At 69.5% G+C, this 22,752-nt stretch carries 21 protein-coding genes; 3 read left to right on the forward strand and 18 right to left on the reverse strand.

The genetic code is table 11. The features are described from left to right. On the reverse strand, positions 1 to 220 hold a 220-nt coding region (locus D7V93_RS10685), incomplete at its 3' end, for a response regulator transcription factor (protein ID WP_147451124.1). Between the two features lie 65 nt (positions 221 to 285). On the opposite strand from D7V93_RS10685, the gene lpxB reads away from it, so the two are divergent. From lpxB to D7V93_RS10700, 3 genes are all read left to right on the forward strand, one after another. Then, the gene (gene lpxB / locus D7V93_RS10690; RefSeq protein WP_120643310.1) at positions 286 to 1,464 is read left to right on the forward strand and encodes a lipid-A-disaccharide synthase; all 1,179 of its coding nucleotides are present in this window, start codon (positions 286 to 288) and stop codon (positions 1,462 to 1,464) included. 62 nt (positions 1,465 to 1,526) lie between these two features. Continuing rightward, positions 1,527 to 2,231: a polyprenol monophosphomannose synthase gene (locus D7V93_RS10695; protein WP_120643298.1), complete on the forward strand. Its 705-nt coding sequence runs from the start codon at positions 1,527 to 1,529 to the stop codon at positions 2,229 to 2,231. A 15-nt stretch (positions 2,232 to 2,246) separates the two neighbouring features. After that, entirely contained in the window at positions 2,247 to 2,882 is a 636-nt protein-coding gene (locus tag D7V93_RS10700; protein ID WP_372338310.1) for a MarC family protein, read from the forward strand. Here D7V93_RS10700 and D7V93_RS10705 read toward each other — a convergent pair. From D7V93_RS10705 to D7V93_RS10785, 17 genes are all read right to left on the reverse strand, one after another. Continuing rightward, positions 2,875 to 3,348 (reverse strand): hypothetical protein, encoded by a 474-nt coding sequence (locus tag D7V93_RS10705; RefSeq protein ID WP_120643299.1) that lies wholly within the window; start codon positions 3,346 to 3,348, stop codon positions 2,875 to 2,877. The two genes, D7V93_RS10700 and D7V93_RS10705, sit on opposite strands and share 8 nt — an antisense overlap. Positions 3,349 to 3,356: 8 nt before the next feature. Further along, the gene (locus D7V93_RS10710) at positions 3,357 to 4,382 is read right to left on the reverse strand and encodes an OmpA family protein (protein WP_120643300.1); all 1,026 of its coding nucleotides are present in this window, start codon (positions 4,380 to 4,382) and stop codon (positions 3,357 to 3,359) included. 73 nt (positions 4,383 to 4,455) lie between these two features. Then, positions 4,456 to 5,259, reverse strand: a complete 804-nt coding sequence (locus D7V93_RS10715) for an LpxI family protein (RefSeq protein ID WP_120643301.1) — start codon at positions 5,257 to 5,259, stop codon at positions 4,456 to 4,458. Positions 5,260 to 5,294: 35 nt separating this feature from the next. Next, a complete protein-coding gene (gene lpxA, locus D7V93_RS10720; RefSeq protein ID WP_120643302.1) occupies positions 5,295 to 6,071 on the reverse strand; it encodes an acyl-ACP--UDP-N-acetylglucosamine O-acyltransferase in 777 nt (258 codons plus the stop codon). A gap of 29 nt (positions 6,072 to 6,100) precedes the next feature. Beyond that, positions 6,101 to 6,568 carry a 3-hydroxyacyl-ACP dehydratase FabZ gene (gene fabZ / locus D7V93_RS10725; protein ID WP_120643312.1) on the reverse strand — a complete coding sequence of 156 codons (468 nt, stop codon included), beginning with the start codon at positions 6,566 to 6,568 and terminating at the stop codon, positions 6,101 to 6,103. After that, complete coding sequence (lpxD, locus tag D7V93_RS10730) at positions 6,568 to 7,632, reverse strand: UDP-3-O-(3-hydroxymyristoyl)glucosamine N-acyltransferase (protein ID WP_120643313.1); 1,065 nt, start codon at positions 7,630 to 7,632, stop codon at positions 6,568 to 6,570. Before lpxD ends, fabZ begins: the two co-directional genes overlap by 1 nt. 18 nt (positions 7,633 to 7,650) lie before the next feature. Next, entirely contained in the window at positions 7,651 to 8,211 is a 561-nt protein-coding gene (locus tag D7V93_RS10735; protein ID WP_120643303.1) for an OmpH/Skp family outer membrane protein, read from the reverse strand. Positions 8,212 to 8,325: 114 nt separating this feature from the next. After that, positions 8,326 to 10,818 (reverse strand): outer membrane protein assembly factor BamA, encoded by a 2,493-nt coding sequence (gene bamA / locus D7V93_RS10740; RefSeq protein WP_208722979.1) that lies wholly within the window; start codon positions 10,816 to 10,818, stop codon positions 8,326 to 8,328. A gap of 76 nt (positions 10,819 to 10,894) precedes the next feature. Further along, positions 10,895 to 11,569 carry an ABC transporter ATP-binding protein gene (locus D7V93_RS10745; RefSeq protein ID WP_120613160.1) on the reverse strand — a complete coding sequence of 225 codons (675 nt, stop codon included), beginning with the start codon at positions 11,567 to 11,569 and terminating at the stop codon, positions 10,895 to 10,897. A 2-nt stretch (positions 11,570 to 11,571) separates the two neighbouring features. Beyond that, a complete protein-coding gene (locus D7V93_RS10750; RefSeq protein ID WP_120643305.1) occupies positions 11,572 to 13,950 on the reverse strand; it encodes an FtsX-like permease family protein in 2,379 nt (792 codons plus the stop codon). Positions 13,951 to 13,962: 12 nt separating this feature from the next. Then, complete coding sequence (gene lysS / locus D7V93_RS10755; protein ID WP_120643306.1) at positions 13,963 to 15,525, reverse strand: lysine--tRNA ligase; 1,563 nt, start codon at positions 15,523 to 15,525, stop codon at positions 13,963 to 13,965. 111 nt (positions 15,526 to 15,636) lie between these two features. Continuing rightward, positions 15,637 to 16,017: an anti-sigma factor family protein gene (locus D7V93_RS10760; protein WP_120643307.1), complete on the reverse strand. Its 381-nt coding sequence runs from the start codon at positions 16,015 to 16,017 to the stop codon at positions 15,637 to 15,639. Further along, positions 16,014 to 16,646 carry an RNA polymerase sigma factor gene (locus D7V93_RS10765; RefSeq protein WP_120643308.1) on the reverse strand — a complete coding sequence of 211 codons (633 nt, stop codon included), beginning with the start codon at positions 16,644 to 16,646 and terminating at the stop codon, positions 16,014 to 16,016. The genes D7V93_RS10760 and D7V93_RS10765 overlap by 4 nt, the downstream gene beginning before the upstream one ends. Before the next feature lie 168 nt (positions 16,647 to 16,814). Then, a protein-coding gene (gene prfB / locus D7V93_RS10770; protein ID WP_244237226.1) for a peptide chain release factor 2 occupies positions 16,815 to 17,937 on the reverse strand; the annotation gives its coding sequence in 2 pieces (ribosomal slippage) (positions 16,815 to 17,867 and positions 17,869 to 17,937; 1,122 coding nt in all). Positions 17,938 to 17,993: 56 nt separating this feature from the next. Beyond that, the gene (locus tag D7V93_RS10775) at positions 17,994 to 19,310 is read right to left on the reverse strand and encodes an Lnb N-terminal periplasmic domain-containing protein (protein WP_120643309.1); all 1,317 of its coding nucleotides are present in this window, start codon (positions 19,308 to 19,310) and stop codon (positions 17,994 to 17,996) included. 133 nt (positions 19,311 to 19,443) lie between these two features. Then, on the reverse strand, positions 19,444 to 20,325 hold the full coding sequence (gene ybeY, locus D7V93_RS10780) for an rRNA maturation RNase YbeY (protein WP_208722980.1): 882 nt from the start codon (positions 20,323 to 20,325) through the stop codon (positions 19,444 to 19,446). After that, positions 20,322 to 22,752: HD family phosphohydrolase (locus D7V93_RS10785; RefSeq protein ID WP_244237227.1), on the reverse strand; the 2,431-nt coding region annotated here is incomplete at its 5' end. The genes D7V93_RS10785 and ybeY, both read right to left, overlap by 4 nt.

Below are 22,752 nucleotides of genomic sequence, written 5' to 3' on the forward strand. Positions count from 1 at the left end.
CACCCTGGCTGTGCGCGCGGAGGAGGTGCACGACGTGCTGCCCCTCCACGTGCGGCAGATCCACCCCCAGCACCACCACGTCCGGGTTGTCCGCCGAGAAGTGCTCCAACGCCATCACGGCGTCGCTCACCGCCCGCACGGTGTACCCGGCCTGGGAGAGCAGGCCCGTCAGGTGCTCGAGTGTCGGGGGGTGGCTCTCAGCGAGCAGAAGCGTCTTCAAGGGGGCCGCAGTCTACAGCCTCCCTCCCCCCGCGCATCAGGTACGATGCGGGCCTCGTGCCGCCCATGACGCCGCCGCCCTCCCCCCGCATCCTCGTCGTGGCAGGCGAGGCCTCCGGCGACACCCACGCCGCCGAGCTCGTCGCCGCCCTCCAGGCCCTGCGCCCCGACCTCACCTTCTTCGGCATGGGGGGGAGCCGGCTGGCCGCACGGGGGGTGGAGTTGCTCTTCGACGCCCGTGAGGTGTCCGTCATGGGCATCACCGAGGTGCTGCCCCGCATCCCGCGCATCCTGCGGATCATGAAGGGCCTGGCCACCACCGCCGCCGAGCGCCGGCCGGACTGCGCCATCCTGGTGGACATCCCGGACTTCAACCTGCGGCTCGCGAAGAAGCTCAAGGCCCAGGGCATCCCGGTGGCCTACTACGTCTCCCCGATGATCTGGGCCTGGCGCCGGGGCCGCGTGCGCACCATCCAGCGGCTGGTGGACCGGATGCTCTGCATCCTGCCCTTCGAGGAAGACTTCTACCGCGAGGCCGGCGTCCCCGCCCGCTACGTGGGCAGCCCCGTGCTGGAGCAGATGCCCGCAGCCGCCAGCGCCCGGGAGTTCCGGCAGCGCCTGGGTCTGTCGTTGGATGCCCCCACGCTCGCACTGCTGCCCGGCAGCCGGATGAGTGAGATCCGCCGCATCCTGCCCACCCTCGTCGGGGCCGCGAAGCAGCTGTCCCAGGAGCGCCCCGGCCTCCAGGTCGTGGTGCCGGTGGCGCCCACCATCGCCCGGGAGGAGATCACCTCCCGCTTCGAGGGCAGCGGCGTGACGCCGGTGCTGGTGGACGGCCGCGCCCCGGAGGTGGTGGGCGCGAGCGACGCCGCGGTGGTGGCGTCCGGGACGGCGGTGCTGGAGGCGGGCCTGATGGAGCGCCCCCTGGTCGTCGTCTACCGCGTGTCGCTGGTGACGTACCTCGTGGGCCGGATGATGCTGAAGGTGGCCTTCGTGTCGCTCATCAACCTGCTCGCCGGCCGGCGCGTGGTGCCCGAGCTGCTCCAGGGCGACATGACCCCCGAGAAGATTGCCTCCGAGGTCCGGAACGTCTGGCTGCCGGGCGCGCCCCGGGACGCGATGGTCCAGGGGCTGGCCGAGGTGCGCGGGCGGCTGGGCGCGGTGGGCGCGGCCCACCGGGCGGCGGAGACGGTGCTGGAGCTGCTGCCCCCGCGCCCTGTCTCCGGAAGTTCCGGAAACGTGTAACGGACAGCGCGCACGCCGCTTCTGCTGTTCCGGCGCCGGGTTTGGGGTATGTCCGCCGGGCCATGAACCGTGCGCTGGTCTGCATCCCCACCTACAACGAGCGGGAAAACATCGGGCCCATCACCCAAGCGGTGCTGGCGGCCGATCCCCGCGTGGACATCCTCGTCGTCGACGACAACTCGCCCGACGGGACGGGGCAGCTCGCCGACGAACTGGCCGCGAAGGATCCGCGCGTGCGCGTGCTCCACCGCGAGAAGAAGGAGGGCCTGGGCCGCGCGTACCTGGCCGCCTTTCGCTGGGCGCTCGCCGAGGGCTACACGTACATCCTGGAGATGGACGCGGACTTCAGCCACGACCCGCGCTACCTGCCCACCTTCCTGGACACCGCCGAGCGCGGCGCGGACCTGGTGCTGGGCTCGCGCTACGTGCAGGGCGGCGGCACGGTGAACTGGGGCGTCGGCCGGAAGATTATCAGCCGCGGCGGTTCGCTGTACGCGCGCAGCATCCTGGGCGTGGACGTGCGCGACCTCACCGGCGGCTTCAAGTGCTTCCACCGCCGCGTGCTGGAGGCCCTCAACCTGGACGAGGTGCGCAGCACCGGGTACGCGTTCCAGATCGAGTTGACCTACCGCACGCTGCGCAAGGGCTTCACCGTGCGCGAGGTGCCCATCGTCTTCGAGGACCGCCGCGTCGGGCACTCGAAGATGAACAAGAAGATCTTCATCGAGGCCCTGGGCATGGTCTGGAAGCTGCGCTTCACCGTCTAGCGCACCGGAAACCGCATGACGATGTCCAGCATGGTGTCCACGTTCCTCGTGTCGCTGTCCGCCATCTTCTTCGTGGTGGACCCGATTGGCGTCGTGCCGCTGTTCCTGGCGATGACCGCGGGGGACACGAAGGAGAAGATTCGCAGCACCGCGCTGCGCGCCTGTCTGGTGGCGTGCGGGATGATGCTGTTCTTCGCCCTCTTCGGGCGCATCATCTTCCAGGTGTTCGCGGTGTCGCTGGGCGCCTTCCGCGTCGCGGGCGGCATCCTGCTGCTCATCACCTCCCTGGACATGCTGCGCGCCCGCCCATCGTCCACGCGCACCAGCCCCACCGAGGAGGAGGAGGGCGCGGTGAAAGAGGACGTGGCCATCGTCCCGCTGGCCATCCCGCTGCTGGCGGGGCCGGGCGCCATCGCCACCGCCATGGTGCTGATGGCGCGCAGCGGAACGTCCGCCCTCTCCGCGCTGCCGGTGGTGGCCGCCGTGGTGCTCACCTTCGGGGCCAGCTACTTCATCCTCAACGCATCCAGCATGGTGCAGCGGGTGCTGCGCCAGTCCGGCGTCGCCATCCTGGAGCGCGTGTCCGGCCTCATCCTCGCCGCCATCGCCGTGCAGTTCATCGCCGACGGGGCGAAGGAGCTGCTCAAATAGAGTCGTCCGCGCCCGCCACCCACACCGTGCCGTCCTTGCGCACGGTGCCCTGGGGCTGGCCGTCCATGGAGAGGTGCTCCGGGCTGGAGCGCTGCGCGTCGTACGCGTAGCCGCCCTGGACCTCCTGGAGGTACACCACCACCGCATCCACGACGTTCTCCTGCACGACCTTGAACGAGGCGTCCGCGCACTCCGTGTCCTCGCTGAAGAAGCGCTCCAGCGTGGACTCCTCCGGACGGCGCACGTAGACGACGACGGGGGCCTTCGCCTCCTTGCCCTCCGCGACGAACTGCTGGATGGCCTGGGACGGCGCGGGCTGCCGCATCAGCGCCTGGACGAGCGTGCACTTCTCGCTCTCCGCGGCCATGCGCTTCGCGTACGGCACGGTGCGCACGCAGCCCGTGACGCCGAGGAAGCCCAGGCCCGCGACCGCGAGCACGAACCGGATGCGAGGAAACTCCACCATGTGACACCTCACGGCTTTCGCCACCGGGGGGTGAAGGGCGCGTTCGTCAACGACGGGTCCTCCACCGCGATGATGTACTCGGCGCGGCGGTTGGCCGCCTCCGCCGTCTCGTCCGGCGTGGACACCGCCGGGGCCTGCTCTCCAAAGCCTTCGTAGAACACCGGCACCTTCAGGCCACGCTGGCGGAACCAGGCGGCGATGCTCTTCGCCCGCTTGAGCGACAGCTCACGGTTGTCCTCCGTCTTCCCCACCGTGTCGGTGTGCCCGAGCACGTACAACCGAAGCGACGCCCAACGGCCATACTTGTTCAACGCTTCGGTGATGCTTTTGAAGCTGGCGTCCAGCTTGCCCTTCTCCGACGGCGGGATGTCCGAGCGGCCGGAGGGGAAGCCCACCTCCTCGTGCGGCACGTCCACCTGCCACGGGAAGAGGTCCACGCCCGTGTAGTAGTCCGAGGTGTCGAAGGCGCGCAGGCTGATGCGCATCACCTTGCCCTCCGCCGGCAGCCACTTCACCTCCAAGGGCGTGCCCGCGGGCGCGCCCTTGAAGTCCACGTCGCCCGCGAAGGCCTTCTTGCCGGTGTCCATCAACACGGTGACTTCCGTCTTCGCGGCCGGCCGGGAGAGCGTGAAGCGCACCTTGCGCGCGGCCACGTCCACGTCCTCGCGGCGCACCTCCAGCTTCAGCGGGCCGTACAACTCCGTGTCGAAGGCAAGCGGCATGCTGCCGGGCTCGGCCCCTTGCGGGAACTGCACCGTCAGCTCGCCCTCGTAGTGGAACTTGCCTTCCGGCTGCTCCAGGGCGAGGCGCCGGGTGACGCCCGGCTTGCCGCCCCCCTTGAGCTCCACCGTCTTGCCGTCGCTGCGCTTGAGCTTCACCTCGAAGCCGGTGATGGGCTCTTCGATGTGGACGAGCAGCGTGGGCACGCCCTCGCCCAGGGCCGCACGGCCCTCCAGGGACACCCGGATGGCCTCCGCGAACGCGGGCAGCGGGAGGCTCAACAGGGCCACGACAGGTAGGAGTCGAACGGACATATGCGGCGTCAACCTCGGCGTCGCGGGGGAGGTGGAAGGGCAACGCCAGCCCCGAGGGGCGGATTCCCCAACCCTAGCGCACGCCCACCAGCGTGATGCCCCGCGCGGTGGCGCCCGCGAAGAGGGCGGGTGCGTCCAACAGCACCGTCCGCCCTACCTCCAGCGCCAGCACCCGGGCGCCCACCTCCGCCATGACCTCCAGCGTGCGGGGGCCCACGGCGGGCAAATCAAAGCGCAGGTCCTGCTCCGGCTTGCAGCGCTTCACCACCACCGCGCCAGGGCCGCCCAGCTTCGCGCCCCGGCGGATGGTCTCGTCGGTGCCCTCCACGGCCTCCAGCGCGAGCACATGGCCGTCGCGCACCACCACCGTCTGGCCCACGTCCGCCTGCCCCAGCAGCACCGCCACCTCGCGGCCCAGGGCCACGTCCTTCTCCTGCGCGGGCTTCAGCGCGGGGCCGGCCAGGTGGCCCTCCGGGCAGAGCACCTCTCCCAGGAAGTCCGTGGGCGCGATGATGGTGATGCCGCGCGCCTCGAAGTCCGCGGCCACCGCACGCAGGAGCGCGTCGTCCCGGAAGCTGCGCAGGCGCGAGATGATGCGCACCGCGCCCAGGTCCGGCCGAGCCTCCGACAGCGCCTTCACGCGACCGATGCCGCCCGCCATGGCCGCCCGGCTGACGCCCGCCTGCAGGAAGACCTTCTGGATGCGGTCCACCTGCCCCACGCGCACCCAGGCGAAGTGGCCCACCTCCGCCTCGAGTGCCGGGTCCGTCTCCCCCCGGTGCGCGGCCACCACGACCTCCAGGCCACGCGCGCGGGCAGCCCGCGCGAAGAGGAAGGGAAGCTGGCCGTTGCCCGCGATGAGCCCGATGCGCTCCACCCGTGCCCCTTTCGTTCCGTGAAGAGGGCGCGCGCCTAGCGCGTCACGCCGCGCTTGCTCTGCTCCACGAAGCGCACCAGGTGCTCCACTTCCGGGTGGCTGGACAGCTCTCCGCGCAGCTGCCCGAGCGCGTCCTGGAGGCTCAGCTTGGAACGGAAGAGGATGCGGTAGGCCTCCTTCACGCGGCCAATCTGCTCCTCGGTGAAGCCGCCGCGCTCCAGGCCCACGGTGTTGAGGCCCACGAGCGTGGCCCGATCCCCCTGCACGGTGCAGTACGGCGGCACGTCCATGGTGACCATGGAGCCACCGGAGATGAACGCGTAGCGACCCAGCCGGGTGAACTGGTGCACCGCGACGAGGCCCGAAATCTTCACCGCGTCCTCCACCACGACGTGGCCCGCGAGCGCGGCCCCGTTGGCGAGGAGCACCTCGTTGCCCACCTCGCAGTCGTGCGCGATGTGGCTGTTGGCGAGCAGCAGGTTGCGGTGGCCCAGACGCGTGGCCCCGCCGCCGCTGACGGTGCCCAGGTTCACCGTGACGAACTCACGGATCTGGTTGTCGTCACCGATGATGAGTTCGGTGTCCTCGCCCGCGTACTTGAGGTCCTGGGGCGCGGCACCCACCGAGCAGAACTGGAAGAGGTGGTTGCGCTCCCCCAGCGTCGTGCGGCCCTCGATGACGACGTGCGGCCCGATGCGCGAGCCCGCGCCGATGACGACGTGGGGCCCGATGACCGAGAAGGGCCCCACCTCCACGGTGTCGTGGAGGCGTGCCCCCGGGTGGACGACCGCGGTGGGATGAACCTGCGCCATGTCCTTCTCTCCTCAGCAGCGCGTCGTGCCTACGACGCCGCGCTCTCGTCGCCCTTGGCGGCCTTGTTCTTGTCCACCACCGTGGCGAGGAACTCCCCTTCCGCCACCTTCACCCCATCCACCGTCGCCAGGCCCTTCGTCTTCCAGATGGCGCCCTTGTGGCGGATGACCTCGATGTTCAGCTGGAGCCGGTCCCCGGGCACCACCGGCTTGCGGAAGCGCGCGTTGTCCACGCCCATCAGGTACGTCACCAGCCGCGACGGGTCCATGTTCTCCGTCTTGTACGCGAGGATGGCGGTGGCCTGGGCGAGCGCTTCGAGAATCAACACGCCCGGCATCACGGGGTGACCCGGGAAGTGACCGTTGAAGAAGGGCTCGTTGATGGTGACGTTCTTGTACGCCGTGAGCTTCTGGCCCGGCACGATCTCCACCACCCGGTCCACCAGGAGGAACGGGTAGCGGTGCGGCAGCAGGCTCTGGATCTCGCCAATGTCCATCATCCGCCCTTCTCCTTCTCGAGCATCTCCACCCTGCGGCGCAGGGCGCGCACTTCCTTGAGCAGGTCCGCCAGCTGCCCCGACGCGGCACTGGCGCGCAGCCAGTCGCGGTGGGGGATGGCGGGACTGCCGCTGACGACCTGACCGTCCGGAACGTCATGGGCGACGCCGGACTGCGCGCCCACCTTGGCCAGGTCTCCCACGCGGATGTGGCCCACCACGCCGACCTGCCCCGCGAGCACCACGCCGGTGCCCACCTCCGCCGAACCCGACACGCCCGCCTGCGCGCAGATGAGCGACAGCGGGCCCACGCGCACGTTGTGGGCGATCTGCACGAGATTGTCGAGCTTCGTCCCCCGCCCGACGACGGTTTCGCCCACCGTCGCGCGGTCGATGCAGGTGCAGGCGCCGACTTCCACGTCGTCCTCGATGCGGACGATGCCCACCTGGGGAATCTTGAAGTGCTCCGGCCCCGCCTCCCCTTCCGCGTCGAAGGCGAAGCCGAACCCGTCCGCGCCCACCACCGACGAGGCGTGGAGGATGACGCGCGAGCCCACCACGCACCGCTCGCGCACGGTGGCGTGGGGGTAGAGCACGCAGTCGTCGCCGACACGCGCGGACTCGCCCACGTAGGCGCCGGGGTGCAGCACCGTGCGGGCCCCCACGTGGGCGCCCCGCTCCACCACCGCGCCCGCGCGCACGGACGCCTCCGGGTGCACCGTGGCCTCCGGGTGGACGTGGGCGGACGGGTGGATGCCGGGCTCCGGCCGGGAGGCCGGGTGGAACAGCGAGAGGAGCTTCGCGTAGGCCAGATGCGGGTTGTGCACCCGGACCAGCGCCAGCCCCTCGCGGGCCTGCGCGTCCATCCCCACCAGCACCGCCGAGGCGCGGGTGGCCTCGAACTGCTTGCGGTAGCGGGGGTTGCCGTAGAACGACACCTCCCCGGGGGCTGCTTCCTCCAGCCCGTTCAGGCCGTGGACGAGCAGTCCGGGGTCGCCGAGGAGTTCACCCCGGACGTGGGCGGCGATGTCCCCCAGCCGGTGCGCGGAAGGTGCGGAGGGCACGGGGGGCATCCTTGTCTTCTACTTCTTGACCGGGGCGTCCTTCGCCACCGGCGCGGCCTTCTTGCCGTTGTTGTAGCTGCGCACGACCTCGTTGGAGATGTCGTACTGGCCCAGCGCGAACACGATGCCGGAGTCGCGCTTGTCCAGCACGAAGCCCAGGCCGTCCCGCTCCGCGATGGTCGCGATGACCTGGTCGATGCGGGAGATGATGGGCTCCATCTCCTGGCGCTCCTTGTTGGCGGCCTCGGCGCGGCTGCGCTCGTACTTCTGCGCCAGCTCCATCACCTTCTTCTGGAGCTCGGTGGCCTTCTGGGTGCGCGTGGCCTCGCTCATGGCGCTGGCCTGCTTGTCCAGGAGCTCCTTCTCCTTGCGCAGCGTTTCCTGCTCGCCGTCGATCTCCTTCTGGCGCGCCTCCAACCACTTCTGGAGGCGCTGCTTCGCGGCCTTGCCATCGTCCACCTCCAGCAGCACGCGCTGCAGGTCGACGTAGGCCACCTTGAGATCGGCGGCCGAAGCGGCAACCGGGAGGGCAAGCGACAGGACAGCGGCGGTGACCGCCAGGGTGCTTCGAAGCGACATGGGTTACGGCTCCTCGAAAAGGGTGCTGCAGGCTCCGACGTCCACCCCCCCGGCCTGTTCACTCCCACCTCTTGAGGAGGTGAGATGGCCGGGGAAGTCAGGGGTCAATGCCTATCAGAAGAAGTTACCGATCGTGAACTCGAACAGGATGGGGTCGTCCGAAGGCCGCTTGGTCAGCGGGATGCCCCACTCGAAGCGCAGGGGCCCGATGGGCGAGAACCAGCGGAAGCCGAAGCCCGCGGAGTGGAAGAGCCCGAGGGGCAGCTTGTTCTGCCGGTCCTCGAAGAACTTCTCGTTGGAGCCGAAGGCATTGCCCGCGTCGTAGAAGAGCACGCCGCGCAGGCCGGCCTTCTCGAAGATGGGGAACTCCAGCTCGAAGTTGAAGATGAGCTGCTTGTTGCCGCCCACCCGGAACTCGGTGACGTTGGCGTCCGGGTTGTCCGCGCGAGGCACCAGGAGCGTGGGGCTGATGCTGCGCAGGTAGTAGCCGCGGATCGTGTTGATGCCGCCCACGTAGTACAGCTCGCTGATGGGCAGCGGCTTGCTGGAGTCCAGTTGCTGCACGTAGCCCAGGGTGGCGTTCGTCTTGAAGACGAAGCCCAGGGGCATCGGGAAGTACAGGCGCGAGTACGCGGTGTAGCGGTTGAAGAGGAACGTGCCTCCCAGGAACGACGGGGCCGTCTCCACCGAGCCGTAGTGGATGAAGCCGCGCGACGGGAAGAGGCGGTTGTCGCGCCGGTCGAAGGAGACGGACAGGCGCAGCGCGCTGGTGGTGCCGGACTGGAACTGGTTGGCGAGCAGCACCGCGCCAATGCCCTGCCCCGCCTGCACGTCCACGTACTCCCGCGTGTAGCCCACGGTGGCGAGCACGTCGTCCACGAGCTGCCGGCCCAGGGAGATGGTGCCGCCCGTGGAGTTGCGGATGAAGCCCTCGTAGTCCGCCTGGACGCGGAAGAACTCCGCGGACAAGAGGTAGTTCGTGTCGAGGAAGTACGGGTCGTAGAACGACAGCTGCACGAGCGAGCGCAGGCCGGAAATCTGGGCGGACGCGGATACGCTCTGGCCCCAGCCGAGGAAGTTGTTCTGCGACACCTGGGCCGTGAAGATGAAGTTCTCCACGTTGGAGAAGCCGAGGCCCACCTGGAAGGTGCCGGTGGCCTTCTCCTTCACCTCCACCTGCAACACGATGGCGTTGTCGGTGCTGCCCGGGTGCTGGGTGATTTCGACCGTCTCGAAGAAGCCCAGCGCGGTGACGCGCTCGCGGCTGCGGCGCACGCCGGTGCCGTTGTAGAGCTCGCCTTCGTAGACGCGCAGCTCGCGGCGGATGACCTTGTCGCGGGTCTTGTTGTTGCCGACGACGTCGATGCGCTCGATGTTGACGAGCGGGCCCTTCTGGATGTCGAAGGTGAGGTCGACGGTGCGCGTCTCCGCGTTGACGGACGTGACGGGGTTGATGTTGGCGTACGCGTACCCCTTGTCGAAGTACACGTCGGAGATGGCGGAGATGTCCGTGGAGAGCTGGCCGCGGTTGAAGCGCTCCTTCGGACGCGACTTCATCAGCTTCGCCAGCTCCTCCGGCGGGCGCTCCAGGTCGCCGGCGAAGTCGATCTTCCCGATGTCGTACGACTCACCCTCGGTGATGTGCAGGGTGATGTAGATGTCGCGCTTGTCCGCGGAGAGCTGGACGGTGGGCTTGTCCACGCGCACGTTGATGAAGCCACGGTCGTAGTAGGCGATCTGGATGACCGCCAGGTCGCGCTGGAAGGCCTCTTCCCGGTACGTGCCCTCGCCGGTGAAGAAGGACAGGAAGCCGCCCTCGCGGGTGATCATCACCGCCTTGAGCTCGTCGGCGGGCACCTTCTCCGCGCCCAGGAGGGTGATCTGCTTCACCATCACCTTCGAGTGCTCGTTGATGACGTAGACGACGTTGACCGCGGCGCCCTGCTCCACCGGGTCCAGGCGGTACGTCACCTCCGCGAGGAAGTAGCCCTTTTCGACGTACTTCTCCTGGATCTTCTTCTGCGTCGCGCGCACCGCCTCGATGTCGAGGATGGTGCCGGCCCGGAGCTCCAGCTGCTCCTTCAGGTCCTCCTGGCTGAGCTCCTCGTTGCCCTGGAGCTGCACGGCGCGGATGGTGGGGCGCTCCGCCACGCGCACCACGTAGGCGATGCCCTTCGCGGTGCGCTGCGCGAGCAGCTGCACGTCCGTGAAGTAGCCCAGGGCCCAGACGGCCCGGAGGTCGTCCGCGGAGCGGGTGAGCGGGTCACCGACCTTGGTCTTCAGGGCGCGGCGGACGGCCTCGGCCTCCACGCGGCGGTTGCCCTCGACGCGGATCTCCACCACGCGGTCCGCGGGGGAGACATTGGCGTCGTCCTCCGGGGAGGCGGCGAGCGGGGCGTCCGGGGCCGCTCCGGGGCCCGTCCCCGAACCGACTTCGGTGCCTGCGTCCGGGGCGGCGACGGGGGTGGCGGCGGAAGGAGACGGCGGGACGACGGCGGGCGAGCCCGCGTCCACGTCCAGTTGGGCGTGGGCAGGACCGGGCCAGAGCGCCCACAGGGCGACCGCCAGCAGCGGGAGCAATGACTTGCGCAGAACGGTGAGCCTCAAGTGCAGTCCGGCCAGGAAAAGGCGGGGCAATGTACGGGAAGGGGCGCGGGCCCCTCAATCCAAAAGCGAGCGGCCATCAGGCCTCCGACACCTGCCCGCCGGCCAGCCGCAGTCGGCGGGGCATGGAGCGGGCAAGCGTCTCATTGTGCGTGACGATGACGGCGGTGATGCCCAGGTCCCGGTTCACGTCCCTCAGGAGCTGGTGGATGCCCTCGCCCGTCGTGGGGTCCAGGTTGCCGGTGGGCTCGTCCGCGAGCAGCACCGCGGGCTTGAGCACCAGGGCCCGGGCCAGGGCCACGCGCTGGGCCTCGCCACCGGACAGCTCCCCGGGGCGGTGGTCCACGCGGCTGCCCAGGCCCACGCGCTCCAGGAGCTCGCGGGCGTAGGTGTAGGCCCCCGTGCGGTCCCGGCGCTGGATGAGGGCGGGCATGGCCACGTTCTCCAGGGCGGTGAACTCCGGCAGCAGGTAGTGGCTCTGGAAGACGAAGCCGATGGTGCGGTTGCGGAACTCGGCGATCTCCGCGTCGTTCATGGAGAAGACGGAGCGGCCGTCGAAGAGCACCTCTCCGGCGGCCGGGGCGTCCAGCGTGCCCAGGACGTGCAGGAAGGTGCTCTTGCCCGCGCCGGACGCACCCACCATGGAGACGAGCTCCCCGGCGTTGATGTCCAGGGACACGGCGCGCAGGACGTCAATGCGCTTGCCGTGCAGGAAGTAGCTCTTGAAGACGTTGCGGATGGACAACAGCGCCATGGCTACTCCGCCTTCAGCCCTTCCACCGGTTCCACGCTGCTCGCCTTGAGGGCCGGGTAGATGGACGCCAGGTAGGTGACGAGCACCGCGATGACCACCGACAGTGCCGTCTGCACCGGTTCGATGCGCACCGGCAGCGCGGGGATGTAATACACCTCCGGGTCCAACTTGATGCCGACCTTCTCGATGAAGAGGCACCACGCCAGGCCGGAGAACAGGCCCAGGAGGCCGCCGGCCACGCCAATCTGGAGCCCTTCGGCGAGGAAGATCTTCACGATGCCGCCGTCCGGGACGCCCAGCGCCTTGAGGACGGAGATCTCCTTCCGCTTCTCCAGCACCAGCATGATGACCGTGGCGACGATGAGGCCCGCGGCGACGATGATGATGATGGACAGGATGATGCCCATCACCAGCTTCTCCAGGCGCAGCGCGGAGAACAGGTTCTTGTTCATCTCCCCCCAGTCGCGCGCGCGGTACGGGTAGCCGCCCAGCACGCGCACCACCTGGTTGGAGATGCGGCGGGCGTCATCGATGTCCGCCACCTTCAGCTCGATGCCGGTGGCGCCCTTGAGGGCGAAGAAGTCCTGCGCTTCCGACAGCAGGATGTAGACGAACTTGGAGTCGTACTCGTACATGCCCGAGTAGAAGACGCCCGCCACCCGGAACGCGCGGCTCTTGGGGATGGGGCCGGACGGGCCCAGCTCCGTGCCGAGCGGCGACACGACGTTCACCCGGTCCCCCACCACCACGCGCAGGGACGCGGCCAGCTCGCGGCCGACGATGATGCCCGGCAGCACGGCGGGCTTCGAGGGCTTGGAGGCCTTGCCGATGATGGGGTCCTCCTCCTCCCGCAGCTTCTTCGTGGGCGCGTCCTCGTCGTCGTCCAGCGCGCGGCTGGGGAGGATCTTCGCCGGGTGCTCCAGGTGGTCCAGGTCACCGCCGGGCAGGATGTTCTGCGGCAGGTCCGTCACCGAGCCCACCGAGTGCGGGTCGATGCCCTTGATGATGACGCCGTCGACGTTGCCCTCCGAGGCGATCATCACCTGGTTGATGATGAAGGGCGTCTGGCCCACGACGCCGGGCACGCGCTTCACCTGCTCCATCACCTTGGCGTACTCGGGCAGCTCCCCCGCGTACTTGGACACCACCGCGTGCGCGTTGGTGCCCAAAATCTTCTGCTGGAGGTCGGCCTCGAAGCCGCTCATCACGCTGAGCACGATGATGAGCGCCATCACGCCCACGCCCACGCCGCCCACCGACAGCGCGGTCATCATCATGGTGGGGGACTGTTCGTGCAGCTTCATCCGGTGCTGCGCGGACGCTGCGGCCAGCGGATCCGCCAGGCCCAGCGACTTGACGCGCGTGCGCTCCACGGCGGCCTCGGCCCCGCGGATGATGAAGTAGATGATGAGCGGCGGGATGATGCCGAACATCAGCACCGCCAGCGCGCCCAGCAGCAGCGACGGGCGGAACACCGCGACGTGGCGGCGGGCCACGAAGAGTTCGAAGCCCAGGCGCAGGTCCACCCGGCCGCTGCCCGCGGCGATGAAGCCCGTGTTGATGCCCAGCACCAGCGACAGCACCAGCGCGGCGAAGACGAGCCAGTACCCCAGCTCCGGCCGGCCCAGGAGCCCCGCGACGTACGACACCTCCCGCAGGCGGTAGCCCAGCGCGAGCTGCAGCGAAGGCACCCGCTCCATGAGCGACAGCAGGATGGGGACGGGCAGGCCCAGGTAGAAGACGCCGATGGTGGCCTCGGGCAAGGACAGCCGCTGTGCCCGGGACGCGCCCACGAAGCCGGACGCGAAGGCCACGCCCGCGCCGACGACGAGCGCGATGGCGAAGGCGATGGTGGGCGGCAGGCTCGCGCCCCCGCCGGACTCCCGCGCCGCGACGCCCAGGTCGGAGGGCACGCCGCTGGAGAGCACCGTCTGGAGCAGCAGCATCACCAGTTCGGCCAGCAGGATGCCGCCGCCGTAGGCGCCCAGGGTGCTCCAGTAGAAGTCCCGGTAGCGCGCGAGGCGTGGGTACAGCGTGGAGCCCGCGGCCGGACTGGGGCCTTCCGTGGACGCGGGTGCGCGGCGGATGCCCGAGGCGATGATGCCCCAGCCCGCCAGCCAGACGAGCGTCCCGGCCACCAGCATCTTGGGCCCGGCGATGGCGCCCGCGGGGCCAGGCCCCAGGGCGAGGGCCCCGGCGTCGAAGGACTGTACGAGCCCACCCCACCCGACGAGGGAGAGGCCCAGGGCGCCGGCCACCTCGGCCCACGCCTCGGATTCGGAGATGGCCACGCCCAGGAGCGCGGCCCCCACGAGGGCCACGAGGGCGCCCGCCCACAGGAGGGGCCAGCGATAGTCGGTCTGCCGTTCGGCGGGGTGCACGAGGCCTCGTGGCTACTTCGCCAGCGGCTTGAGGAGGGGGAAGAGAATCACGTCGCGGATGCTGGCGGCGTCCGTGAACAACATGGCGACGCGATCAATCCCGATGCCTTCACCGGCCGTGGGCGGCATGCCGTGTTCCAGGGCGCGGATGTAGTCCTCGTCGTAGTCCATCGTCTCCTGCTGGCCCCGCTGCTTGGCGTCCAGCTGGGCCTGGAAGCGGCCCTTCTGGTCCAGGGGGTCGTTCAGCTCGGAGAAGGCGTTGGCGATCTCCCGGCCCGCGACGAAGAGCTCGAACCGATCCGTGATTTCCGGGTTCTGGTCGTTGCGGCGGGCGAGCGGCGAGACGGCGGTGGGATACTGGGTGATGAAGGTGGGATGAACCAGGGTCTGCTCGACGTGGTGCTCGAAGAGGGCGCCCACGAGCTCGCCGTGGTTCATGTTCTCCACGGCGCGGCGCTCGGAGTCGGCGTGGGAGGTCTTGAGCAGTTCGTGACGCAGCCGGTCCGCGTCCACCATGTCCTTGTCGGACAGGCCGGGGACGGCCTCGCGGATGGCCTCCGTCATGGGGATGCGCTTCCAGCCCTTGCCGAAGTCCACCGTGTGCTCGCCGTACTTCACCTTGGAGTCGCCGGTGACGTGGCGGGCCGCCTCGGAGAGCATCTCCTCGGTGAGGTCCATCAGGTCCTCGTACGTGGCGTACGCCTGATAGAACTCCAGCATCGTGAACTCGGGGTTGTGCCGGGTGCTGAAGCCCTCGTTGCGGAAGTTGCGGTTGACCTCGTAGACGCGCTCCATGCCGCCCACCACGAGCCGCTTCAGGTAGAGCTCGGGCGCGATGCGCATGTAGAGGTCGATGTCGAGCGTGTTGTGGTGCGTGATGAACGGCCGCGCGGCCGCGCCCGACACCAGCGGGTGCATCATCGGCGTCTCCACTTCGACGAAGTCCCGCCCGTCGAGGAAGTTGCGGATGAACTTCACCAGCTTGTTGCGCTTGAGGAAGACCTGCTTCACGTCCGGGTTGGAGATGAGGTCCAGGTAGCGCTGGCGGTAGCGGATCTCCACGTCCGTCAGGCCGTGCCACTTCTCCGGCATGGGGCGCAGGGACTTGGTGAGCGGCACGAACTTCGTGGCCGACAGCGACAATTCCCCCGTCTTGCTGCGGAACACCGGGCCCTGCACGGCGACGAAGTCACCCAGGTCGCACTGCTTGAAGACCTCGTAGAGGTCCCCGAGCGCGTCCTTCTTCACGTGCGCTTGGATCTCCCCGGAGCGGTCGCGCAGCTTGATGAACGCGGCCTTGCCGAACGAGCGCATGGCCACGATGCGGCCGGCGACGTCGTAGACCGGGGCGTCCTTCTCCAGGTCCTCGGTGGAGTGCGTGTCGTGCTTCGCGAGGATCTCCGCCGCCTGGTGCTGGGGACGGTAGCCGTTGCCGTACGGGTTGAAGCCCGCGTCGCGCCACTTGCCGGCCTTGTCCAACCGCTGCTGGTAGAGCTCCTGCTCCACGTTGGAGCCGAGATCCGCCGCTTCGCTGCTCTTCACACCTGGGGGGGTCTTGTTATCGGTCTCGGCCATGACGCGCTTTCCAGAAAGGCGCGGCACGCTAGCCAAGCGGCCCCCGGTACGCAACGCATCACGGCGGATGGTTCACACCGAACGTTGCCTCCCCCAGAGGGGGGGCGGGCCTCAGGAGGCCATCAAAAGAAATGCGCCCACCGCCGCGGCGAGCAGGAGCGGGATGAGCACTTCCACCGGAAAGCGGTGATTCGCGTGGGCCAGGTGCAGCCCGCGCAGTCCGAACTTGCGCTGCCGGCGCACGCGGCCGGCGACCAGCGAGGCGAGCGCGGGCGGGGCCTTCTCCCGCTCCAAGGTGCGCACCCGCTGCACGGTGCTGGAGTAGCGGTCCCACCCCTGGCGGCACTCCACGCAGCCGTCCAGGTGGCTTTGCACCGCCTGGACCTGGGGGGCCGGCAGCTCTTCGTCGGCGAGCGCCAGGAACAGGGCCCTCGCCTCGCGGTGATCCAATCGCGGTTCCACGTCTGTTCCTCTCCGCTGCAGGTTGCTCATGGTTCGAACCGCCCCAGCAGGTCCGCCAGCTTCTCGCGTGCCCGGTGGAGCCGGCTCTTCACGGTCCCCTCGGGCAGCTCGGTGATGTCCACGATTTCGTCGTAGCTCAGGCCCTCGATGTCGCGCAGCGCCACCAGCATGCGCGCATCGGGTTCCAATTGGGAGATGGCCCGCTGCACCCGGGCCCGCTCACGCGCCGCGTCCAGGGCGGCGTCCGGCTGCGGAGGCGCGCCCCCGCCCTCCGCGATGGCGGCGGCGCTCGTCTCGTCGTACTCGTCCGAGCGGCCCCGCCCCCGGCGTTGCAGGTACTTCAGCCGGTTGAGGCAGTGGTTCTTGGTGATGCGGAACAGCCAGGTGGACAGCCGCGCGTCCTCGCGGAAGCGGCGCACGTTCTGGTGCACGCTGACGAAGATCTCCTGCACCAGGTCGTGGGCCTCCTCGCGGTCGCCCACCATGCGGAAGCAGAAGTCGTAGAGCCGGTCCTGGTGCGCGTGCACCAGTTCCTCGAAGGCCGCCGGGTCGCCACGACGCAGCCGGACCAGCAGCGCCTGCTCCTCGCGGCGCACGTCCGGGGCGGCCGCGCCGGCCAGGGCCTGCTGTCCGACTTCGAGCACTCCGCCCGATGCCACCGTGCCTCCCGGCCGTGGGCCCTTCCGCCGTGGAAAAGGCCCTCGCGCACATCCTACCGCCGCCCTACCCCGCCCCCAGACACCGGCCCGGGAAAAAGGTTCCCGGACATGAAAAACCCCTCCACCGGCGGGTGCTTGCCGGTGGAGGGGTGGAATGTTCCAGGGTCGCTAGTCCGCGGCGGCGTTCCGGTTCGGGTTCTTCACGCCCAGCAGCTGCGCGGTGACGAACTCGTCCAGGTCCCCGTCCAGCACCTTGTCCACGTTGCCCGTCTCGATGCCGGTGCGCAGGTCCTTGACCATGCGGTACGGCGCGAGCACGTAGCTGCGGATCTGCGAGCCGAAGGAGATGTCCTTCTTCGCGGCCTCGGCCGCATCGCGCTCGGCATCGCGCTTCTTCATCTCCAGTTCGTACAGGCGGCCGCGCAGGATCTGGAAGGCCATGTCCTTGTTGGCCGACTGCGAGCGCTCCGTCTGGCAGGTGATCATGATACCCGTGGGCAGGTGCCGCAGCTGCGCCGTGGACGACGTCTTGTTGACCTTCTGGCCACCCGCGCCACTGCCGCGGATGAACTTCAGCTCGTAGTCCTTCTCCGGCAGATCGATATGAATGCTGTCGTCGACCTCCGGGTACACGTCCACGGACGCGAAGGCCGTCTGCCGGCGCGCGTTGGCGTCGAAGGGGCTGATGCGCACGAGCCGGTGCACGCCCACCTCCGCCTTGAGGTAGCCGTAGGCGTTCTCGCCCTCGATGCGCAGCGAGACGTTCTTGAAGCCCGCCTCCTCGCCCGGCAACGCGTCGCTGATCTCGACCTTCCAGCCCTTCGTCTCGCCGTAGCGCGTGTACATGCGCATGAGCATGGCGGCCCAGTCCATGGAGTCCGTGCCGCCCGCGCCCGGGTTGATGTCCATGAAGCAGTTGCTGCGGTCCTGGGGGCCGGAGAGCATCCGCGCCAGCTCCAGCTTCGCGACCTCCGCCTCCAGCGACGCGAGCGAGCCCTCGGCTTCCTGCGCGCTCGCCTCGTCGTTCATCTCCGCCGCCAGCTCCAGCAGCGTCTGCGCGTCGTCCAGCCCGCGCATCGTCTTGTCGAAGGCGCCCACGCTGGCCTCCAGCGAGGACTTCTCCTTCAACAGCCCCTGGGCCTTGGTGTTGTCGTCCCAGAAGCCGGGCTGCGTGGAGTCACGTTCAATCAGCGCGATGCGAGACCGCTTGCGGTCCAGGTCAAAGATGCCCCCGGAGCGCGTTGAGGCGCTCCTTCAGGGCGTGGATCTTCTCCATCGAGTCGTTGGCCATGGTGTTCGTCGTCCTTCGTGTCGGGAGGTTGTTGGAGAAAAAAGTCGTCCGTTGCTTCAGGAGGCCTTGAGCGAGGGCACCCGCTCGTCCTCACGGCGGGCCGTGGGCTCCCTGACCGCGGCGCGGGCCCCCAGGCGGTCCAGCCAGGAGGCGCCGGCCATGCCCAGGGAGATGGGCAGGATGAGCGCGACGAGGCGCCAGTTGTCCTGGTCGAACCAGGGCAGCACCTTCAGCACCACGCCCAGCGCGCCCGTGACCGCGAGGAAGCCCCACACCCACTTGAGCCGCGCGCGCGCCTTCGCGCTGTTCCACATCAGCCGGATGCCGTAGGGCACGGCCAGCAGCGTCACCGGGTTCGCGAGGAAGAGGTTCTCGTTGTGGTGGGTCACCACGTGGTCCGTGCCGATCCACATGACGATGAGCGCCAGGCCCGGGATGCCCAGCACCAGCCCCACCACCGCGTTCTCCAGGCCCAGGAGGATGCGCGCCGCGCGGCTGCCCCGGCGCTCCCAGGCGGCGAGCCCCAGTGCGCCTCCGCCGAGCAGCACGCCCAGGGCGAAAATCCAGGGGCCGAAGTTCGGAGGCTGCGCGGGCGGGCGGGGCCTGGGCGACGCATAGTAGTCCCACTGCCGCTCCACCAGCGACACCGGCTGCCCGCCCGGGCCGGGCACCTTCAGCTCCGCCACCTGCTGCTCCAGCTCGTCCGGGAGGAAGGCCTCCTCGCGGCGGGTGATGGGCTTGTCGATGGAGTCGTTCATCATGAAGTCGAGCAGCAGGCTCATGGGCGGGCTCACCGCCGTGTAGCGCCGCGTGTGCTCGCGCAGCGTCATGCGCGCCGGAGCACGCTCCGCCTCGCTCAGCTTGCCGCCCACGGCCGAGTCGATCATGTCGCGCAGGCGCGTCACGCAGTTATCGCTGTAGTGCTCGTAGAGGTACTCGCGGTTCTCCGGCAGCACGTTGTCCGCCAGCCGCTTCGCCACCTGCACGCGCTGCTCGGGCGTGAGGTTGAGCTCCTGCACGCGCACGTCGCGCCCCAGCGACTTGTAGAGGCGGAAGGTGCCGTTGACGCTCGACTCGCCCACCCAGAACTCCAGGCGGCCCTTGGCGAAGCGCACCACCGTCTGGTCGTCGAAGGAGTACATCCCGTAGTTGTAGAGGCGCTGCAACTGCCGGGCGCGGTCCTCCACCACCAGCGAGCCGTGGCCCCACCAGGCGAAGACGTCATCGCCGGGGCTGAAGGTCACCAGCCAGATGGACAGGTCCTCGCCGCGGCTCTCGCCCGTGCCCCAGGGCGGCACCGAGGCGCGCGCGGGCGACGACAAGAGCAGGAGGCCAAGCAGGCTCAGGGATGCGAGAGACGACAGGCGGGGCATCGTTCCATCCAACACACGGAAGGCGGGCCCCAACTACCTATCACGCACCGCCCCCGACTCAACGGTGGGGACGGTGGGGTGTCGGCTGCCCGGAGGTGGGCCCGGGAGCCTGGACGGCTCCCGAAGTGGGCTTTCAGATGAGCTTGGCCCGGCGGGCGCGCGAGTCGATGGTCAGCGAGTCCGCCACCATCCCGCGCTCGCCCAGGAGCTGCTCCTCCAGGGCCGCCATGCGCTTGGCATCACGCGGCTTCTCGTGGTCGTGCCCCAGCAGGTGCAGGAGGCCATGCGCGAGGTAGCGGCCCATCTCCGACTCCAGCGTGCGGCCGTACTCCTTCGCCTGCCGCTTCGCCGTGTCGATGGAGATGACCACGTCGCCCAGCGGGCGCGGTCCCGGGGTCCCCTTGGGCTGATCCCCCGCGGGGAAGGACAGCACGTCCGTGGCCTTGTCCTTCTGGCGCCACGTGCGGTTGAGGCGGCGGATGGCCCGGTCCCCCACGAGCGACAGCGACAGCTCGCAGCCGGTGAGCCCCAGCCGCTTCAGGTAGTCGCGGCCCCAGGTGGTGAGCAGGCGCTCGTAGTCCTCGCCCTGGCTGTGCGCCACCTGCACCGTCACCTGGTTGTCCGACGCCTTCGGCTTCGGCTCCGGCTTCTCGATGTGCGCCAGCTCCACGCGGAACGCCGGCGCGCAGATGGACCAGTAGTCGCACGCGCCCTGCGAGTCGTTGCGGTACACGACGCGCTTGCCGCGCGGGACAAGGCCGACTTCACCCGCGCCGATGCGCTCGCGCTTGCCGTCCACCACGATGGTCAGCTCGCCCGTGAGGACGAGCACCACCTCGTCGAACTCCGGCGTCTGCGCAGGTTCGCTCCACCCCGGGGGCGCCCGCATGCGCGCCACCGACGTGGACTCCGTCTCCGTGCTGGCCGCGCCGACGAACTCCTCGATGCGCTTGCCGTCGTCGCGGGGAATCACCTTGCCCTTGCGAAGCTTCACGCCCTCCACCTTGCGGCTCATGACATGCCCGCCGTTCTCACCTTCGGGTCCTTCGTTTCGGACTTCAGCGGCGCGGGCGCCATCATCAACGGCGAGCCGGCCTTGCCCCCACCCATCGCCCCCGCCGGGTACACCGGACGCGTGTGGTAGATGCCTTCCAGCGTGTGCAGGAAGGACTGGGAGATGAGGTTCAGGTCCTTGAGCGTCAAGTCACACTCGTCGAGCTGGCCCTCGGAGAAGATGATGTTGATGATCTTCTGCACCTGCGCGTGGAGCTTCGCGCTGGTGGGGTCCGGCATGGAGCGCGTGGAGGCTTCCACCGCGTCGGCGATCATCACCAGCGCCGCCTCGCGGAACTGCGGCTTGGGGCCCGGGTAGCGGTAGATGCTCTCATCGATGGGAGGCGCGCCTTCCTTGCCCTCCTGCTCCTTGAGGGCCTTGTGGAAGAAGAAGCCCACCGTGCGCGTGCCGTGGTGCTGGGGGATGGCGTCCGCCACCAGCTTGGGCAGGCGGTACTGCCGGGCCATCTCCAGGCCTTCCGTCACGTGGCGCTTGATGATGACGGCGCTCATCGCGGGAGCGAGCCCGTCGTGGCGGTTCTCCCCCTTCTGGTTCTCCCCGAAGTAGAGCGGGTTCCGACCCTTGCCGATGTCGTGGTAGTACGCGCACGAGCGCGCCAGGAGCGGGTTCGCGCCGATGGTCTCCGCCGCGTTCTCCACCAGCGTCCCGATGATGATGGAGTGGTGGTACGTGCCGGGCGCCTGGACGATGAGCTCCTTGAGCGCCGGGTGGTTCAGGTTCGCCAGCTCCAAGAGCTTGATGTCCGACGCGTAGCCGAACAGGGCCTCGATGAGCGGCGTCAGCGCCATCACCATCACGGGGACGGCCAGCGCCGTGCCGAAGAAGGCGCACACCGCCGTGACGACGGTGTCTCCGGCCAGCCCCTTGCCCTCCACGAGGAACAGGAACAATACGGCGACGAGGTTGGCGATGCCGGTGATGAAGCCCGCGCGGAAGATGCCCACGCGGTCCTTCGCCTTGACGATGCGGTCCGCCGCCACCAGCGAGCCCACCAGTGTGTAGATGCCGAACGCGAGCGAGTTGCCCAGCATCACGCCCGCGAGGCACGCGAACACCATGGCGAAGAACAGCGCCAGCTCCTGCGTGAGGATGAAGCGCACCAGCATCGCGCCCGCCGCCACCGGGAAGGCGTAATAGAACGCCTCGATGGGCAGCGCCGTGTAGCGGTCCTGCACCGCGTCCGCGATGGACACCCAGACCTGGAGCAGCCCCAGCAGGCCCACCAGCAGGAGGCCCAGGAGCACGCCGTCCTTGCGCGTGGGACGGAAGCGCCGGAAGGCCGCGCGGCAGAAGCCGTAGAAGGCCACCACCAGCAGGGACACGAGCCCCGTGCCGCCCACCTGGAGCTGCAGCAGGTCCAACCGGTCCGTCTGCGCGCGCATCCCGCGCAGCATCACCAGGTGCGTCTCGTTGACGAGCTCTCCGTCGCCGATGACGCGCTGGCCCTTCTTGATGGAGATGACCGCGTCCTTCACCGCGTCGCCCGCGAGCCGGCGGCGCAGGTCCGTCTCCGCGATGTTGATGGTCAGGCTGGGGCGCACCAGCCGCTTGGCGATGCGCAGCACCGCGCGGCGCTGGACGGCGGGGGACTCCGGCAGCACGTTGCCGGGCACGGAGGCGAAGCGATCCAACTCCTGGTACGCCTCGCGCATGTCCACCACCTGGGTGGCGGCGGCGGGCAGCGACTCCTCGTTCTTGTGCTGCACGTCGCGCACGGTGAGGCCCTGCGGCGCCTCGCGCACCAATTCATCCCGTGAGCCGGCCACGTACACCTGGCCCCGGTCCGTGCGGTAGGCCCGGTCCAGCAGCACCAGCGTGGCGGCCTCGGAGTCCTCGGAGAAGCCGTTGGCCACCAGCGCCTGGAAGTCCTCGCCCTCCAGGCCCGCGTCGCGCTGGCCGAAGAGCTGCTCCTGGAACTGGGCCTGCATCTCCTCGCGGTCGCGGCGCTGGCGCTCCAGGGCCTCCGGGGTGGGCGGCGCCGGCTTGCGGCGCTTCAGCTGGCCGTCCTCGGGCGGGGCCTCCTCGGCGCGGGCTTCCTTCTCTTCGGCCAGGTGTTCGCGCGCGGTGGCGAAGGCGGCGCGCACGGACGCGCGCAGGTTGCCCACCACCGCCGGGTTGAGGTCGTACACCGGGCGCACCGCACTGCGGGCCTCGCGGCGGCGCTGCTCCGTCATCGCCTGGTGGACGATGTCGTAGTCGCGCGCGGCCTTGAAGCCCGCGGGCGAGTTGGCCCGGAAGGGCTTGCCCACGTTCTCCTCGGTGAGGGCGGGGATCTGCTGGCTGTAGAGGCCCGGGGAGATGACGAAGCCCGCGCCCACCGACACCACCAGCAGGAGCAGCCCCTGGACGATGCGCCGGCCCCAATCC

It is taken from the genome of Corallococcus llansteffanensis (assembly GCF_003612055.1).
GTDB classification, from domain to species: Bacteria; Myxococcota; Myxococcia; order Myxococcales; family Myxococcaceae; genus Corallococcus; species Corallococcus llansteffanensis.

Coding starts and splice junctions, on each gene's coding strand:
- D7V93_RS10775 (WP_120643309.1), bottom strand. CDS start 19,310: ATGCCCCGCCTGTCGTCTCTCGCATCCCTGAGCCTGCTTGGCCTCCTG.
- D7V93_RS10695 (WP_120643298.1), top strand. CDS start 1,527: ATGAACCGTGCGCTGGTCTGCATCCCCACCTACAACGAGCGGGAAAAC.
- lysS (WP_120643306.1), bottom strand. CDS start 15,525: ATGGCCGAGACCGATAACAAGACCCCCCCAGGTGTGAAGAGCAGCGAA.
- D7V93_RS10745 (WP_120613160.1), bottom strand. CDS start 11,569: ATGGCGCTGTTGTCCATCCGCAACGTCTTCAAGAGCTACTTCCTGCAC.
- D7V93_RS10760 (WP_120643307.1), bottom strand. CDS start 16,017: ATGAGCAACCTGCAGCGGAGAGGAACAGACGTGGAACCGCGATTGGAT.
- lpxA (WP_120643302.1), bottom strand. CDS start 6,071: ATGGCGCAGGTTCATCCCACCGCGGTCGTCCACCCGGGGGCACGCCTC.
- lpxB (WP_120643310.1), top strand. CDS start 286: ATGACGCCGCCGCCCTCCCCCCGCATCCTCGTCGTGGCAGGCGAGGCC.
- D7V93_RS10735 (WP_120643303.1), bottom strand. CDS start 8,211: ATGTCGCTTCGAAGCACCCTGGCGGTCACCGCCGCTGTCCTGTCGCTT.
- fabZ (WP_120643312.1), bottom strand. CDS start 6,568: ATGGACATTGGCGAGATCCAGAGCCTGCTGCCGCACCGCTACCCGTTC.
- D7V93_RS10710 (WP_120643300.1), bottom strand. CDS start 4,382: ATGTCCGTTCGACTCCTACCTGTCGTGGCCCTGTTGAGCCTCCCGCTG.
- D7V93_RS10705 (WP_120643299.1), bottom strand. CDS start 3,348: ATGGTGGAGTTTCCTCGCATCCGGTTCGTGCTCGCGGTCGCGGGCCTG.
- D7V93_RS10700 (WP_372338310.1), top strand. CDS start 2,247: ATGACGATGTCCAGCATGGTGTCCACGTTCCTCGTGTCGCTGTCCGCC.
- ybeY (WP_208722980.1), bottom strand. CDS start 20,325: ATGAGCCGCAAGGTGGAGGGCGTGAAGCTTCGCAAGGGCAAGGTGATT.